The following is a 16,467-nucleotide window of genomic DNA, read 5'->3' on the forward strand; positions in this document are numbered from 1 at the left end:
GTCTTAGAAATTGCATTCATTAATTTATTTACACCTAAAGTTAAAGGAGGAAAGAATTATTCTATTTCAACCTCAATATTCTTAACAAATACAGCAGTTCCTGAAATAGAGATGTCTAGTTGCTCTTCTTCTTTTACATGTACATATACTCGTCCATCTTTATTGATTTCATGTCCTTGCTCAACAATAAGTGTCGTAGGTAAACTAATATCTTTATTTACATACCTTTTATAATACGCTCCCATCACGCCTGAAGCTGTTCCTGTAATTGCATCTTCAATAGTTCCCGAATAAGGAGATGAAAAATGACGAGCATGCATATCATTTTCATGATCGCGCACTTCAAAACAGATGGGGTGTATAGAAGCTTTTGGCATCTCTAATAAAGCCTTCGGAAATTCTTCGGTGTTTGGTGTCATTTTTGAGAAGCTTGATAACTCTTTAATTGGGATAATTAAGGTCCAAATGCCGGTACTTCCATAGACAATTGGATATTCTGAATGTAAATCTTCTTCTCGTAATCCAATGGAAGCTGCTAAATCAGCCTTTGAACCGTTAAATGATTGAAACTTTGGTTCCGCATGTTGCATAGTTATAAGTAATTGATTATTTTCTTCACGAATCTGTATCGGCAATACTCCTGCATTTGTTTCAATTGTAAAAGCTAATTTTTCTAATAATCCATTCATTCTTAGAGCATAAACTGTTCCCATAGTTGCATGACCACATAAATTCATTTCATGTCCAGGAGTAAAGTAACGAATGCGAAAATCAGCAACATTCGAAGGAACAACAAAAGCTGTTTCATTAAATCCAACTGCTGTAGCAATAGCGAGCATTTGTTTTTCTGTATAATCTTCCCCATTCAATACGACACCAGCTGGATTCCCTTTCTCTGGAATGGAACTAAACGCATCAATGTGCTTTATACTTACTTTTGCCAAAATACTTACCTCCTTCAATCGTAAAAATCAGTCCATAAAAATAACAATTAGATAATTCAATTCTAATATTGAATGAAAATCCTTACTTTTATTGTATCGTAAATAAAACGAGCCGACACTATTCATTTTGAAGTATCGGCTCATATTTTTTAATAACTTTACTATGATGAAACTTTTTTATTTAATTGATTCCGATTACTGAACTATCTTTTATTATACAGGTTATTGCATTAAACAACTAAGACACTAAATGAACTCAATGGTAGATGTATTTTCCGATAACCGATATTTACAAAAAAAGCGATTCATTTGTGAATCGCTTTTTACTAACATTTTTTCTCTTTAATTAAGCACCTTTTTCATTAACCATTTCAGATGATAATGAAATTTTCTTTTCTTTAATAAAAAGAAAGTAAACAGCAAATAATGAGCTTGCTATTGCTAATAGTAGATTAAACCCGATATTCTCTGTTAGTCCCCAGATTTCTCCTCCCAAAAAGGAACCTAAAGTAAATCCGAGAAATATAGAACTATTATTTAAAGCCATAACACTTCCTCGTATATTTCCGGCTCTAGAAGCAACATTCGTGATAAACGCTGTATTTCCAACCCCAGTAAGAAATGTCCAAATTGCTGTTAAACCTATGAATAAATAGGCATTACCTATTAAATAGGTTGTTAAAAATAGGATAATAATTATGCAGCTCTGCATAACCCAGAATATTCTTGAAATTTTACTTGGAGAACTTTTTTGTAAGACAAAACCGCTTATTATGTTACCTATAAATCCGGTTAAACCTATTACAAAAAATACAACTGTTTGTTCTGAAATTGTCCAACCACCTTTTTTATCTAACCATAGATTAATACACGGATAAACCATAAGGTATGCAGCTGAAGCAAAAAGTATACTTAATGACAATTTCCAATTTAATTTAAATGCTCCTTTTATATTTGCAAAATGAGTTCTAAATGTAAAAGTTGTATTGCTTGATGTATTTTTTTCACCATATCTTCCGAATAATAACGATATTACTATTGATAAAATACCAATAATAATAAACATATCTGACCAACCAAAGATTCCTGAAACAAATAATCCAATTGGCACACCAAGCACCGTCGCTAAGTTAAAAGCACTCATCATCCAACTTGTAACAAGTTCTCTTTTTCCCTTTTCAAAAATTTCATTAACATATGCCCATAGATTTGGACCCAGGACAGCTGCCGCTACCCCACTTAAGAATCTAAATAACAGGAATGATGTATTATCATGAAACATTGAAATACCAAAGCAAGTTATTCCAAAAAATAAAGATGAAATTACAATAATTATTTTTCGCCCATAAATATCTGAAATTGGTGCTAAAAATAAAGCAAAGAACCCATAAGCAAGTGAATATAAAGTAATTCCCAATGTAACATTATTGGGTGATGAGTTAATATCTTTTGAGATTTGGTTAACTAAAGGACCAATAACAAGATTATCTGTACCAAGTAAAAAGATTCCTATAATTAATGAATTAGTTAGAATAAATGTACTGGCCTTTTTAGACTTCAATTTTTTTATCCCCTTTATTTATAAAATAATGGTTGATCATTCTCATTTTTACTACTTAAAGTTTTTGTCCATTTGCAGCCACATTCATGTAATGAATAAGATAAACCTTCCACATTTAGTTGTTCCGCTACCTTATTTCTAAAATCTGTACAAAATTCACATGGTAATTTAAGAGTAAGTTCAACACCCTTTTCCTGAGCCTTCCCTCTATAATTAAAAATCCCGCATCGTTTTACATCTAAAGAAATGTGGCCATCTTCTTTTATATACTCGTAATCAGAACCATAAACAGTCAGAACCTCAGCCAACTCTCTAACTACCTTTTCTTCAATCTCTTCCATAGAATTAGATGTTTCTCTAATATTGTCAGAGAACTGTTTAGCAACATATACAGTCCATTCCTCTAATCTATCTGGACCTAAATATTTTTCAATAGCTGCTTGTGTTTTAAAATAAACGTTCAACATTAAATTAGCCTGTTCTTTATCTGTTAAAGTAATCATAATTTAATCAGCTCCTTATTTAACTGTTCAAAAGAGGCATAAACCATTTCCTTAAGAGGTTCAGGTAATTTTAACCAATTCTTTTGCTCATTTAAATCTAATACACGTGATAACTTCCATCTGATATATCCTCCTAATGAATTTAACGGAGGCAATTTTCCAACAACTTTAACAAGGATATTTTCACTTCTCATTAAAGTCTTTAATCGATTATTTAATCTATTACTCCATTCTTCAGAAGGAGATTCACTTGTTGTTATGAAAATAAAAATATCATCATCTTTAAGAAGAACTATATAATTAAATATAATTGGATCAATAAAATCATCGGACCAAAGTATTTCTTCAATCATCTCTTGATTGATACCTTTTCTTCCAAAATTAATTACATCGATTGATCTTCCTAACGTTTGTAAAGTTGGCAGTTCACAACCACAAGGACATTTGGAAAAATCAAAATCAACAAGATCCCCTGTATTATATCTAATAAGCGGTTTTGATAAAAAATCTAATGTTGTTACAATTAGTTCTCCGCTTCCCCCATCCTTAGGTTTTACAATATTATTTTCTTTAAGTAATTCAAGATACTGACTATTTTCAAAAACATGTAACTTTTTATCTTTACATGTTGCTGTAATAGTTGATGTTTCAGAAGAACCATAAGACCCTACTGATCCCCAGCCACCTGTTAATTGTTCTAGTCTATTCAAAAAACTCATTCCCGATTGTTCACCAAGCAATAAAAATTTGTCTAGTCTTGGTTTCGGTAAATTATTCCTATTTGCATATTCAAATAACTCCATTAAGCCTGATGGTGGACCAATATAAACGTTTGTTTTTGTTTCCTCCATTAACCTCAAAATCCTGTCATGTCTGCCCGTTAAATTATCTACATATGGGCGATAAGACATTATCCCTATGTACTCCATTATTTTTTCCATTTGATATGGAGCAGGACCGAAAGGATTATTGATTAGAATAATAGCAACATCACCCTTTTTAAGAAATCCTGACCACATTTCTCCTATATTTGTTGTATTCCAAATATAATCTACTTTGGTTTTTGGGGCTGGTACTGGATTACCTGTTGTACCTGAAGACTCATAATAATGATAGAATTCATTTATAGGAATAGTAGACCCCTTTATCCCATAATCCAGTATTATCTTCTTATCTATAATTGATAGTTTAGGGAATATAGAATTTTCAAAATAAACAGGATCATTACATTCAATAATTTCTTTTTTTAAATCTGCAGAATAAATTTCTTGATACATTGGTGCTTTTAAAGCATTCTTTACCAATTTAAGTAATTTGTTTCTTTTCAATGTATAAATATCAATTTCTTTTTTACTAACTCTTCGAAACTCATCCAAATGTGAATAAGCATATACTCTAAAATCATTTTCTATAAGAGAACTATTAATAAAATCCAAAACAATCCCTCCGTAAAATTTATTAGGTTAAAAACTATATTAAATAGTTAAATAACTATTTAACTATCTGCCTAAAAAAAAACTGATTATAAAATAGGTTAAATAACTGTTTATAATCAGAGAAAAAACCCTTATTGTAACTATTTAAATAAAAAATCACTTAAATAGTTAAATAAATAATTAACCAATTATTTAAAGGAATACACTTAATAATTACAAAGAATCTAAAAAACCCGGTAAATATGAATCAAAAGTTTCTATATTAAGTGAAATATACCTAATTTGTCCTATCTTACGCGCCTTAATTAATCCTGCTTCGTCAAAAATTCGAAAATGATAAGAAGTATTTGGCTTAGATATTGATACCATTTCACCAACCTCCCCACAACTCATCTCATTTTTATTTAAATATAAAGCCCTTATCATTTTTAAACGAGTAGGATCTGCCAATGCTTTTAGAATTTTAATTATAACTTCATCTGTGCTTTTTTCTATAATATTCATAAAATTATTATGACATATTTTTATATCTAGCATCAACAAATATAATCTTACTACCTTCCATTTATTAGGTCAATATACATTATATATATATTAGTAAAGAATTTGTATTTTATTTACTTTATAAATATCGTTAAAATGAAATGATTATTCCGATATGGATACCCCTTCTGAATGAACTCATTATGAATGTGGTGAACAAAAAGACTAAGCCTTTTAATAATCCCTGTATGTTTCTCATACTTTGTGAATATTCCTTGAAAACTATGACCCTCTAGTGCTTCTATAGAAAAAGCTCATAAACCTTAAATAATAAGGCTTATGAGCTTCATTACTATCATTATTGATTCTAAATTTATATAAGGATACCTAGGTCAGGACCGAAAAGAACTTGTAATCATTTGTAAAATTGATGTGTAAAATTTCGGAAATAGATTTGTATGTGTAATACAGTTGAATAGTTTCATCAGCTTCTATTGTTCCTACACTCAACATGCCTTGCGGCGGTGATAATGATGCCGTATGAAGCTGTTAGGCCTTTGGCGACACGGTATATTTTCGAAAGATTTCTTTTCCAACTTAAAAATTTCGAATTTTCTATTTCCAACTACTTGGCACAAGCATTTCAATTACACCATTTCGGCAAATTGTCAATTTTAACACTTTTTATAAAACGGTTATTGCATTTATTCTCCACTAAATCTTTTGGCCCATTCAGCAACCCTCCGACTACTTTCTTCTTCTGACAAATCTTCAATCCTAGTCATAATAGACCATCTTACTCCAAAAGGATCCAATATACTTCCGAATCGATCACCTGAAACAAAGCTTGAAACCGGTTCCCTTACTTTTGCTCCTCTTGCTACCGCGTTTTCAAATACCTGATCAACATTAATTACGTAAATTCCTAAAGAATAACACGCATTGTCTTCATCTGGCGGCAAGGTCAATTTATATGCCGGATTCGCTGCTCCCAGCTGCAAAAAACCATTTCCAAAATCTAATTCCGCATGAACAATTATTTTATTACCATTTTCATCTGGATATTCTGTAATATCCTTAACCCTTGCATTGAAAACAATTTTATAGAACTCTATTGCTTCAGAAGGATTCTTCACTGTTATAAATGGGGTAATAGATGTAAAGCCGTTGGGTGTTCCATTCTTTGTATATTTACCTGACACTGCCGTATATTTGATGCTTTCAGTCATTTTACTCCTCCTTTAAATAATCATAATATCAATTTTATGCTTATACCTTTATTGGATTGAATTCATCAACTCATAGAAATATTTGGATTCATGAGTCTTATTAAGACCGTACCAGGCATCTAATGTTTTTGAAGAAAACACACCCAGAGCTTTCAAGACTTGTACAGAAAATTCCAACGGAGCTATTCCGGATGCAGTGATCAGTTTTCCATCAGTTACAGCAGACTCCATTTTGTAATACTTTTCGCCCGTGTAAGTGGGACAGATCATTTTAAGGTATTCCAGATCATTACTTGTATGCCAACGTGAATTCAGCAATCCTGTCTGGGCAAGCCACATTGTAGCACCACAAATCGCTGCAACCAATATACCTTCCTTTAAACACCTCTCAACGATTTTTAAGATGGGTTGGTGAATTGTTTCTGTCCATGTATCTCCACCGGGTAAGATCAATGTATCTGTGCATTCAATGCTGCACTCATCCAGTTTGATGTCAGGCAGTATTTTCATTCCCCCCATTGTAGTTACAGGAGTCTTTTCAATTCCCACGGTAACTATTTTTGATGGTGCCAACCCTTTTTTATAATATCTTCCCGAGTTCAGTTCGGCAGTTAAGTAACCTATTTCCCAGTCTGCCATTGTGTCAAACACATAAAGATATACCTTATTATTCATTTACAAGTTCTCCTTATTTTACAATTCATCAAGTGATACCAACTATCCATCAGTAATCAATGATTGTCATCATAATAAAACAACTTCACTGACATCTGCTGTCAGTGAAGTTACTTTATTTTATAATATTCCATTAACTCCGACACAACAGCAACAAGTCTTTCTTTCAAAATCTGTGGTTCGATTACTTGAATAGATTTCCCGTATGGTAGGAGAAAATTAGGGACATATGTATGAATTGATCTTTCCTCAAGTAAAAAGATTGCTTGATTTGATGTCCGCTCTTTCAGATGATGCCCCAAAAACCAATGCAGGCATAAGTCATCCAATGCCTCTGACCTGCCTCTGATAATTAAAGAAATTAACCCATCCTTGCCCACTAAATCAGGTAACAGATTTTGCATAAAAAATTCACGGGCTGAAAATGCTTCGGATCGCTTAAATATTTTTTGAGTACGCTTGATTTGTAGAATCCGGTCTGCACGAAAGCTGAGCATCTCACTCCTCAGGTGGCAAAATGCAACAGTATACCATTTATTGTTCCAGTAAACCATTCCATAGGGGTCTATCATCCTATTGGATTGTTCTTCATGGCTTGTGCGATAATCAATTTCTACAGAGAATTCGTTTGCTACAGCCTGCTCCAATTCCGCTAATACAGGCTGAACTGAAGGGTATCCCATGCGGTTTATAACTTCAAATCCGGCTAAATGACGGCTAAGTATACTTTCCTGCTCCTGATTCGAATACATTTTCAATTTTGACGTCGCAGTGCCTAATGCCTCACTCAAAGGGTATCCGGCTTCTTTTGCAAAAACTGCAGCATGAAGCAGTGCCTTTTTTTCTTCAATATCAAATAGCAGAGGTGCTCTGATAAAATTATTCAGCAAGCTATACCCGCCATTATGACCTGTGTCGGATATTATAGGCACTCCACTGGCACATAGTGCATCAATATACCGATAAACTGTCCTTATATTTATTTCTAGCTTTTCAGATATTTGTTTCGCAGTCATTTTTATGCCTGAATTCAGCATCCATAGAATTGCCAGCATATTATCGTTTTTTGACATAACACGAACCCTCATCTTTTATTAAATCTCAATATTTTATAAATATCTTTTTTTATCTTCTCAAGGATAGCACTAAATTATTAGCTTTGCGAATCGTCTGCATCCCTCTATTCATCAATCTTTCAGCCTTTCAATCACATAGCATTTAACGTGACTCTTCTGCCCATCTTTTCAACTTCCTTGAGCGAAACTGTCACATCTCAATTATTCTTTCAGGATCATCAATATTAAGCACTCCACATGTGAGGAGTGTATGTGGTAGCTTTCTATACTTCAAAGTAACTATTGATTTGAAAGGATTCGACGAACGACTCGTTTAATTGGTCGATTTAGTTTATATTCTGCCTTCGCATCCATTGAGTAGCTATCCACTTTTCTCCCTTTACAACTGGAGCTCCTCCGTGCAACGTTAATTCGTTTAACATTTGATCGTTATAAAAATATTCAAAGTACACCGCCATGCCCTTTTGCGGACTAGCAGAAAAGTTTAGTTTTGGGAAATAGGTGCTCCCGCCCTCTTCCACATCATTTAAGTAAATCACAAGCGTTGCGATTCGATTGTTACTCGCCGCTTTGCTTGTAGAAGCGAAATAATCTAAATGTTCTTTGTACTCTTGACCCGGTTGGTAGTTCAGAATATGAAGACCTTCCCCGTGCTCTATAGGAATCCCCATAATGGCAGATACCCTTTTTTCCACCCTCACAAGAATATCATTGTTGATGTCTGTTAAAAACGCACCGCTGCTTGTTCGTATATCACTGACTTCTCGGGTTCCTCCGATTTTTGAACGCTGAAGGCGGTCTTTTGCCAACTGAATTAGTACATCGCATTCCTCATCATCCAATACCGAGCCTAAAACTACGACAAGTGGTTCTTCTAATCTAGCAATGATATTAATCTCTTTGTCTTCTGTTTTTATTTTATTTCCAATATGGCTAAAAATAGTTGCTTCTTTTATACGTGCATCTTTAAAAATCATTTTCTATTCACCAACCCCTGTTTTTTGTCGAAATATTCATTTATTTCGACAAACAGGTCACTATTTCCTTTCAATTTTTCACTGAGCAAAAAAATTTTTTTATTCTTCATCTCATTTCACATTTATAAGCTTCTATCTATAATGAGCTGAGCGATATATTCTAGCAAAAAAGAACGAATTCCACCAATCGAAATTCGTTCTTTTAATATAATTACGATAACTCCAACCAAGCAACCGCTCACAATGAGGTAAGTGTATGAGGCAACACAAAGGTGCTGTTGGGGTTATTACATTTATGTATTCATTTTTCTCTAACTTTTTCATAACTTCAGCAATCTGTTCCCCAGTTTTTACAGTCAGGAATGTCTCCATTGATTGTTGTTAGCGTATTTGGTGCGATACGGTCACATAATTTTTTGATTTCCTGAATTATCATGGTTTTTTTTATTCTTTCTTTCCGATGATACGATATTTGATGCTGCAATAGTTAGTGCAATCTTACGAATGAAACCAGCTATTAAACCAATTCCTATAAAAATATAAAAGATAGTAAAAATCTTCCCAAAGTCCGTTTGTGGACTAAAATCTCCGTACCCAACTGTTGTTAATGTGACAACACTAAAGTATAAAGCATCTATAACACGCATTCCTTCTATCGTACTATAAAAAGTAGTTCCAATTGTAAGCGTTAAAGCTGTTAATACAAATAACACTTGGAATTCTTTATCTTTCCACGCCATAAAAAAAGCTTTTAACATTCGGCTTAAAGTAAGTAAAAATGCAATCATTTGACGCTCCTTTCTTTATTTAAAGCTGTTTTCGTAAACTTTGTTGTATTTAAGAATTTGATAAGTTGATTTAACAATACCCTTTATAAAAACAACAATCTTATAGAAAAGAGCTCTTATTTTATGGAATAGTCAATGGTAAGTCTATCACTTTACTGCTTATTAAAAAAGGAGCTACTTTAATTCGCTTCACTTGTAACTCATTCCATTGTCATTAAAAAGCTATTCTTTCACAATCTATCTAGAAAGAATAGCTTTTTTCGATATATGAATTTGGATTAGACTTAATATTTTTCTAACCCTAACCTCTACAAAAAAAGAGAAACAGGATTCCTCCCATTTCTCTTAAAATTAGTTTTTGATAGTTTACATCATTTTACTGTCCTAGTCCCATCAGCATTCTTTTCCAAAGTTATCAAGCAATGCACGCACTTCATCTGTTGATTTCGTGTTCATCAATTGATTTCTTAATTCAGCAGCTCCAGGGAATCCTTTGACATAAATTTTGAAAAAGCGATGAAGCCCTGTAATTGAACGTGGAAGTTCTTCCGCATATTGATCTTGAAGATCAAGCTGCAGTCTTAGAAGATCAAGGTATTCTTTACTGCTATGCTCTTTTGGCTCTTTTTCAAAAGCAAAAGGATTTTTAAAAATACCTCGCCCGATCATAACGCCATCAATACCATATTGTTCAGCAAGCTGTAGACCAGTTTGACGGTCAGGGATGTCTCCATTGATTGTTAGTAGCGTATTTGGTGCGATACGGTCACGTAATTTTTTGATTTCCGGAATTAGCTCCCAATGCGCATCTACTTGGCTCATTTCCTTTCTTGTACGTAAATGAATAGAAAGGTTCGCTATATCCTGTTTTAAAATATGCGTTAACCATTCCTCCCACTCATTTACCTCCTTAAAGCCAAGTCGTGTTTTCACGCTGACAGGCAGTCCGCCCGCTTTTGCTGCTTGAATAAGTTCTGCCGCAACATCTGGACGCAGAATAAGGCCACTACCTTTCCCTCTTGATGCCACATTCGGTACAGGGCAACCCATATTAATATCGATGCCTTTAAATCCGAGCTCTGCCATGCCAATACTCATTTGACGGAAATATTCGGGATTATCCCCCCAAATATGTGCCACCATTGGCTGTTCATCTTCTGTAAAAGTCAAACGGCCACGCACACTTTTCATGCCCTCTGGATGACAGTAGCTATCCGAGTTTGTAAACTCTGTAAAAAACACATCCGGTCGACCGGCTTCACTTACTACGTGACGAAAAACAACATCTGTAACATCTTCCATTGGTGCAAGTACAAAAAATGGTCGTGGTAAATCACGCCAAAAATTATCTATCATTTCAAACTCAATTCCTCTCTTATGGATACAACTTCAAACTCTCGGTCAAAGTATAAGCCAAATATCCCGCTTCTTTTACACTTATCATGGCTTTATAACTTATTATCAAACACAAGTACATTTGGACATTTATAATTTATGAATCGGCAATGTTTATTTTAACGGAAATCTGTCCTGAATGGTATTTTTATAAACAAAAAAAGCAGATGGTATAGATTTTAATTTTGAATTCTATGTAATATAAAGGATATAACTGTGATGATAATTAGACGAAAAAACTCTATAATCTTAACTTCAATAAAAGATGCTTATGTCCGATAATAGCATAAGCATCTTTGTTATAAAAAAGGATGTCATATAAAAATTCTCATTATTCCTAACAACATACACAACCTAAGTGATTCATGTTTCTATAGCAAGTCCTTAACTTAATCAAGTACCACTAGCCGCGGCCCGCTTGGAATGATGGATATAAAGTCATTCCCCCATCCGCAAACAGTGTAATTCCCGTTACATAGCTAGCTTGTGATGAAGCAAGCCAAGCTGCTACAGCAGAAATTTCTTCTGGTTCTCCAATATTCCCCATCGGAACCATACTTTCAACATCTGCACGTTTTTCTGGATCCGCAAATTTTTCAGCATTAATTGGCGTATTGATAGCACCAGGACCAATATTGTTTACGCGAATTCCCCGTGGTGCATATTCTAGCGCTAATGTTTCTGTCATTAACTTAATACCGCCTTTACTTGCTGCATAGTGCACAAATAATGGCCACGGAATCATCTCGTGAACACTAGACATGTTAATAACGCAACCTTTAATATCATGTTCAACAAAATATTTGATTGCTTCTCGACTACCTAGGAAAGCACCTGTTAAATTCGTGTCAATTACTCTATTCCAATCACTTAATGGCATTTCATGAGAAGCTACCGGGTTTTCAATACCAGCATTATTTATCATGACATCTAGTGTTCCAAACTCTTTAATAGCTGATTGAATCAGATTAATCACATCAGATTCCACTCTGACATCTCCTTGGACAGCAATGGCTTCTCCACCCGCTTTTTTAACTGATTCTACTACTTCATTTGCTTCTGCTTCATTTGAATAATGGTTAATCACAACTTTTGCTTTTTCTTCTCCAAAGCGAATTGCCATCGCTCTTCCAAGACCAGTTGCAGCACCAGTAATAACAACCACTTTTCCTTTTAAATCATTATACATAACTTATGTCTCCTTTTATCCTTTTGCAATCCCTAACATAATTCCAGCTGCGACAATAAAAATAATTCCAATGATAATCGCAATGAACTGCTGTCTTGTTTTCTTTTCACCCAATATAAAAATTCCGCCTAAAGTTGAAATGATTATCCCCATTTGAGAAAGCGAAAAGCTTGTGGCTACCCCTACGCGTGGCTGTGAAATAAATAAAAACATATTTCCCGCTGCCCATATTAAACCTGGTATAATATTTCGAATTGCATATTTATTAAAGGGCTTATGTCTAAATGTCAATAAAATTCCACCTAGCACCATCCCAATTGCTTGGGGCAGTAAGGCAGCCCATCCATCTATATTGAATAGGCGTATTATTACTACATACACTAAGTAACCCAGAGTTGAAACTAATAAAATCCAAATTCCCTTCTTGAACTCTCCTGATTGATCTTCATTTCTCTCTTCTTTACTTTGGATAGATGTAAGAACGATTCCAACAATGATGCATATTAGTGCAAGAACACCTAATATGACAGACGTTGTTGTCGACCATTCATGAAATACAATTACTCCAAATAAAGTAGTTGAAACTAATTGCATTCCTGTTGAAATAGGCATTGTTTTGGAAACACCCATTAAATCAACACTTTTCAATTGGTTTACTTGCCCTACTGCCCAAAATAGACCTGAAATAATTCCGATGCTTATAACTATAGGTGTTAAAACAGGTTGTACAAAAATAAAAATACCTATAGAAAAAATTAAAGCGCCAAAGGTAGTCCCGAGCATTTGACTATAAGGTCCACCACCAAGTTTTACATTAAACAATACAATACTGCCCCAGAATAGAGCAGGTAAAACCGCTATCAAGATATCCATTTTTTGACCTTCCTATTTAAGATGCTTTTAGTTTGGATTCAGTTTTATTTTTTATACTTTCAAAAAAGACTTAAACCTTTTTTGGTATCTAACTAAATCCACTTTTTTATGATTTTTAGCCAAACTAAAAACATAGCAACGGCAAGTCTGAGCAGATATCACTTTGTTAACATTAAATTTTATCGATTTAATCACTTATGTAATTTAGTGATTATGTTTCATTAAATACATGAGAGACTTACAAACTGGGTGAAGGGAGATTTATAGAGAGGTATCAAAAGTTTCAAGAATATAAGGAGAGATTAAAGACATTGCAATTAATAGAGCAATGAAATCGCAAAAATTTTACATTATTGCAACAAATAAAGGGATTAGTTTTGGGGCTTGAAAAGAACAAGGAATTGGAATTGATGGTGACGATATTATATATATTCTATTTTCGCTCCCCCATATCGAGTTCTTCAATATGAGGGATTCCTAACTCTAGTAAAAATACTATTAATTATTTGCTAATTCTTATGTGAAATCAGTGAGTGAAAGAGGGATTACATACATAGACGAACCAGATGTACTGAAGGGACTTTCTATTTACTTAATTAATGTTATCGCAAGTCAATGTTATCGTTAGTTTGGATTCGACTTTTGTATAGTTGACGAAATTTGATGAAAGAGATAATTCTCCAAGGTAAGATATAACCCAGCGCTACAGTTATAAATAGTGCTGCTTCTGCATCTGGACCGAGCCATTTTAAATAATCACGAAGTAAAAACCGGATAATAAATATCATAAGAAAGGTAATCATAAAGCTCTTGTTTCTTACAGCATAAATATGCTGATCGGACCGGAATTCATAGTTAGTGGTCCAAATAAGTGGAATTGACAAAAGGAACCCAAAGATAGCTGCACAAATCAATTCCCAGCCATCAACATTTGCTTTGGGATTTAAGATGATGGGCATGCACGGAACTAACAGAAATAATATAGGTAAGAGAAGGCGGGTTCCATTTCCTTTAACAGGGCGATACATTGCCCTAGTTCTACGCCATAAGACTAACACAGCAACTATGATTACAATAACGTAAAATGAAGAAGAATCCATAATGTCACCTCTATACATAGTATATTTAATGTATAGAAGTGTGTGTGTAGTAGTATTCGTTTTAATTGAAAAATATAATTCTTCTTAACACTATATTCAAACACTTTATTTACAAGAGACACGGACTTCGAATAAGCTAGAATTGCAAGGAAATAACCGACAACAAAATATAGAATTATAAATAAAATAGCTATTTTTCCTACTTTCAAAAGTGTCAATTAAACTATGATTTTTCTTTCTTACTGTAAATTCCAAAAGCGATAGCTCCAAATAAAGAGCCTACTCCAGATCCCATACTCACAAAAAATAATAGATAGCTTGATTTGAAAAACATGCCCAAAATCACACCGATAGCACAACCAAAAATCATTCCTAAAGGTATTAAACTAGCTATTAAATCCTTAGCGTCTCGTGACTTTTTCATACCAAATGTTCCTTTCTGTGTCACTTATAAATTAGCTTTTTACCAAACCAACGAGAAAGGGCATTATTATTTTTTATTACACTTTCTCATTATTGATTTCGTAACGTCTATATTTGATCATAAAGCCAATTCCAAGTACAGGTCCAATTGCTAATATTGTAAAAACCCACTCCCAACCAATGATTCTCTGAATAATAGGGATGAGATTTATAGAAAATATAGTAACTAGGAAACCAATACACATTTGAAAAGTAAGGGCTGTACCTACATATTCAACTTCTGCTATTTCTGATACAGCTGCAGAAAATTGAGCGGAATCGGATATGACAGACATCCCCCAAATTATAGAAATTATTAGTGTTAACCAAAAAGATTGTCCAAATGTAAAACCTATTAATATAGAACAAATCGCACTGATAAACATAGAAATAATCGTTAAATTGGCTCTTCCGATTTTATCTGAGATTAGTCCACCTACCACACAACCAATCCCCCCTGCAATTCCTATTGAAATAAATGAGGATAATGCAATGAACCATTGAGGAGTTTCTAATGAATGGATTAAGAAACTAGCTGTCAAAAAAGCAGGAAGCCATGTCCACATCCCGTACAATTCCCACATATGGCCAAAATAGCCGTAGTTCGCAAGCATTACTGGTTTATTCATAACTACTTTTTTTATTAATTTGAACGAGAAAGGTAAATTTTGTGATGTTGCTGGAGCATCTTCTAAAATATAAGTGACTATAATAGCCGATAATAGAGCCAATACTGAACTACAAATGATCACAAATTTCCAACTTAACGAGGAAAAGAACATAACAACAAAATGTGGTAATGATGATCCTAATGTTAATGCTGCTATTAAGATTCCAATTGCTAACCCACGTTTTTTAGGAAACCATTGTGATAAAATTTTTACAGCTATTGGGTATACACCGGCGAGGGTTATTCCAGTTAAGATCCTAAGTAGAATACCGAAAAAGCCAGATTCGACTAGAATTAGTAAGGCATTCAATAGTGCACCTAGAAATGCTGAAATTGCTAAAACCTTTCGGGGATTAAAATGGTCAGCAACCCCAAAATATGAACTAACTAATGCACCTATTACAAATCCAATAGGAACAGAAGCAGAAAGCCAAGCTTCCGAATTAGAGCTAAGGTTCCAAATTGAAATGAGTTCGGGTGCAATCACTGATGCACTATACCATAAGCTTAAAGCAAATAATTCTGATAATCCAATCCATACCAATGCTCTCCAAGAACCTTGAATCATAATATCCCCCTAAAATAAATCAAAATAATGTGATTTTACTAATTATTAAGAAAATTAAACCCCTGCGTGCTCATTTAAAGTAGAATACTGTAGATAGTAATAGAAGGAGTGTCAAGATAACTTTTTACGGCATCGAACCAGTGATAAATTCAATAATTAGTGCAAAAACGCCTAATAATAAAGTCATTACAGTTGTTCAACATAATTATCCCTCCAAGTCTAAGTATACTATTATTCTTGGAAATTTTGGTAAGACCTAATTTTGTATGATTACATTTATTTTTGACTCAGTGCTTGCACCTGGAGATTTATTTATACTTGAATTCAAAAATTAAAAAACATCCCAAACCTGCAAAAGAGATTGAGGATGCTATAAAACTTAAACTTAAGAGAATTGTTTCACCAGGCTCTCGATTAGTGCTAGCATTATTCTTATAATTATTATTCTCTGTGCAAAATACATCATTTATTTTTCATCACTTAACTGTGTCTGATGAAATCAATGCATTCTACAGTAACCATCAATCTGTTTTCTTTA

Annotated in this window: 16 protein-coding genes; all 16 read right to left on the minus strand. The window is 33.7% G+C overall.

Translation table 11 applies throughout. The annotated features are described in order from the left end of the window. Positions 1 to 56 precede the first annotated feature (56 nt). On the minus strand, positions 57 to 944 hold the full coding sequence (locus Q8X41_RS04395; RefSeq protein ID WP_397539043.1) for a PhzF family phenazine biosynthesis protein: 888 nt from the start codon (positions 942 to 944) through the stop codon (positions 57 to 59). A 346-nt stretch (positions 945 to 1,290) separates the two neighbouring features. After that, positions 1,291 to 2,505: an MFS transporter gene (locus Q8X41_RS04400; protein ID WP_397539044.1), complete on the minus strand. Its 1,215-nt coding sequence runs from the start codon at positions 2,503 to 2,505 to the stop codon at positions 1,291 to 1,293. Positions 2,506 to 2,519: 14 nt separating this feature from the next. After that, positions 2,520 to 3,008: a hypothetical protein gene (locus tag Q8X41_RS04405; protein WP_397539045.1), complete on the minus strand. Its 489-nt coding sequence runs from the start codon at positions 3,006 to 3,008 to the stop codon at positions 2,520 to 2,522. Continuing rightward, positions 3,005 to 4,444 (minus strand): phenylacetate--CoA ligase family protein, encoded by a 1,440-nt coding sequence (locus tag Q8X41_RS04410; RefSeq protein ID WP_397539046.1) that lies wholly within the window; start codon positions 4,442 to 4,444, stop codon positions 3,005 to 3,007. The genes Q8X41_RS04405 and Q8X41_RS04410 overlap by 4 nt, the downstream gene beginning before the upstream one ends. A gap of 213 nt (positions 4,445 to 4,657) precedes the next feature. After that, complete coding sequence (locus Q8X41_RS04415) at positions 4,658 to 4,981, minus strand: ArsR/SmtB family transcription factor (RefSeq protein WP_397540200.1); 324 nt, start codon at positions 4,979 to 4,981, stop codon at positions 4,658 to 4,660. Positions 4,982 to 5,631: 650 nt separating this feature from the next. After that, the gene (locus Q8X41_RS04420; protein WP_397539047.1) at positions 5,632 to 6,156 is read right to left on the minus strand and encodes a VOC family protein; all 525 of its coding nucleotides are present in this window, start codon (positions 6,154 to 6,156) and stop codon (positions 5,632 to 5,634) included. A gap of 48 nt (positions 6,157 to 6,204) precedes the next feature. Then, positions 6,205 to 6,831: a type 1 glutamine amidotransferase family protein gene (locus Q8X41_RS04425; RefSeq protein ID WP_397539048.1), complete on the minus strand. Its 627-nt coding sequence runs from the start codon at positions 6,829 to 6,831 to the stop codon at positions 6,205 to 6,207. Positions 6,832 to 6,941: 110 nt separating this feature from the next. Continuing rightward, positions 6,942 to 7,904 (minus strand): helix-turn-helix transcriptional regulator, encoded by a 963-nt coding sequence (locus tag Q8X41_RS04430; protein WP_397539049.1) that lies wholly within the window; start codon positions 7,902 to 7,904, stop codon positions 6,942 to 6,944. A gap of 329 nt (positions 7,905 to 8,233) precedes the next feature. Then, positions 8,234 to 8,884 (minus strand): 2OG-Fe(II) oxygenase, encoded by a 651-nt coding sequence (locus Q8X41_RS04435; protein WP_397539050.1) that lies wholly within the window; start codon positions 8,882 to 8,884, stop codon positions 8,234 to 8,236. A 404-nt stretch (positions 8,885 to 9,288) separates the two neighbouring features. After that, positions 9,289 to 9,672: a potassium channel family protein gene (locus tag Q8X41_RS04440; protein ID WP_397539051.1), complete on the minus strand. Its 384-nt coding sequence runs from the start codon at positions 9,670 to 9,672 to the stop codon at positions 9,289 to 9,291. 393 nt (positions 9,673 to 10,065) lie between these two features. Further along, the gene (locus tag Q8X41_RS04445) at positions 10,066 to 11,028 is read right to left on the minus strand and encodes a tRNA dihydrouridine synthase (protein WP_397539052.1); all 963 of its coding nucleotides are present in this window, start codon (positions 11,026 to 11,028) and stop codon (positions 10,066 to 10,068) included. Positions 11,029 to 11,470: 442 nt separating this feature from the next. Further along, on the minus strand, positions 11,471 to 12,256 hold the full coding sequence (gdh, locus tag Q8X41_RS04450) for a glucose 1-dehydrogenase (RefSeq protein WP_397539053.1): 786 nt from the start codon (positions 12,254 to 12,256) through the stop codon (positions 11,471 to 11,473). 15 nt (positions 12,257 to 12,271) lie between these two features. Next, a complete protein-coding gene (locus Q8X41_RS04455; RefSeq protein WP_397539054.1) occupies positions 12,272 to 13,129 on the minus strand; it encodes a GRP family sugar transporter in 858 nt (285 codons plus the stop codon). A 602-nt stretch (positions 13,130 to 13,731) separates the two neighbouring features. After that, on the minus strand, positions 13,732 to 14,229 hold the full coding sequence (locus Q8X41_RS04460) for a CcdC protein domain-containing protein (RefSeq protein WP_397539055.1): 498 nt from the start codon (positions 14,227 to 14,229) through the stop codon (positions 13,732 to 13,734). A 223-nt stretch (positions 14,230 to 14,452) separates the two neighbouring features. After that, positions 14,453 to 14,653 (minus strand): hypothetical protein, encoded by a 201-nt coding sequence (locus Q8X41_RS04465; RefSeq protein WP_397539056.1) that lies wholly within the window; start codon positions 14,651 to 14,653, stop codon positions 14,453 to 14,455. Positions 14,654 to 14,729: 76 nt separating this feature from the next. Then, positions 14,730 to 15,929: an MFS transporter gene (locus tag Q8X41_RS04470; protein ID WP_397539057.1), complete on the minus strand. Its 1,200-nt coding sequence runs from the start codon at positions 15,927 to 15,929 to the stop codon at positions 14,730 to 14,732. Positions 15,930 to 16,467: the final 538 nt, after the last annotated feature.

This window comes from Rummeliibacillus pycnus (assembly GCF_044359855.1).
Taxonomy (GTDB): Bacteria; Bacillota; Bacilli; order Bacillales_A; family Planococcaceae; genus Rummeliibacillus; species Rummeliibacillus pycnus_A.

What these genes read in the sequence shown, in the direction of transcription:
- Q8X41_RS04470 (WP_397539057.1), bottom strand. Translation starts at nt 15,929, where the DNA reads ATGATTCAAGGTTCTTGGAGAGCATTGGTATGGATTGGATTATCAGAA.
- Q8X41_RS04430 (WP_397539049.1), bottom strand. Translation starts at nt 7,904, where the DNA reads ATGTCAAAAAACGATAATATGCTGGCAATTCTATGGATGCTGAATTCA.
- Q8X41_RS04455 (WP_397539054.1), bottom strand. Translation starts at nt 13,129, where the DNA reads ATGGATATCTTGATAGCGGTTTTACCTGCTCTATTCTGGGGCAGTATT.
- Q8X41_RS04425 (WP_397539048.1), bottom strand. Translation starts at nt 6,831, where the DNA reads ATGAATAATAAGGTATATCTTTATGTGTTTGACACAATGGCAGACTGG.
- gdh (WP_397539053.1), bottom strand. Translation starts at nt 12,256, where the DNA reads ATGTATAATGATTTAAAAGGAAAAGTGGTTGTTATTACTGGTGCTGCA.
- Q8X41_RS04445 (WP_397539052.1), bottom strand. Translation starts at nt 11,028, where the DNA reads ATGATAGATAATTTTTGGCGTGATTTACCACGACCATTTTTTGTACTT.
- Q8X41_RS04435 (WP_397539050.1), bottom strand. Translation starts at nt 8,884, where the DNA reads ATGATTTTTAAAGATGCACGTATAAAAGAAGCAACTATTTTTAGCCAT.
- Q8X41_RS04465 (WP_397539056.1), bottom strand. Translation starts at nt 14,653, where the DNA reads ATGAAAAAGTCACGAGACGCTAAGGATTTAATAGCTAGTTTAATACCT.
- Q8X41_RS04420 (WP_397539047.1), bottom strand. Translation starts at nt 6,156, where the DNA reads ATGACTGAAAGCATCAAATATACGGCAGTGTCAGGTAAATATACAAAG.
- Q8X41_RS04415 (WP_397540200.1), bottom strand. Translation starts at nt 4,981, where the DNA reads ATGCTAGATATAAAAATATGTCATAATAATTTTATGAATATTATAGAA.
- Q8X41_RS04440 (WP_397539051.1), bottom strand. Translation starts at nt 9,672, where the DNA reads ATGATTGCATTTTTACTTACTTTAAGCCGAATGTTAAAAGCTTTTTTT.
- Q8X41_RS04460 (WP_397539055.1), bottom strand. Translation starts at nt 14,229, where the DNA reads ATGGATTCTTCTTCATTTTACGTTATTGTAATCATAGTTGCTGTGTTA.
- Q8X41_RS04405 (WP_397539045.1), bottom strand. Translation starts at nt 3,008, where the DNA reads ATGATTACTTTAACAGATAAAGAACAGGCTAATTTAATGTTGAACGTT.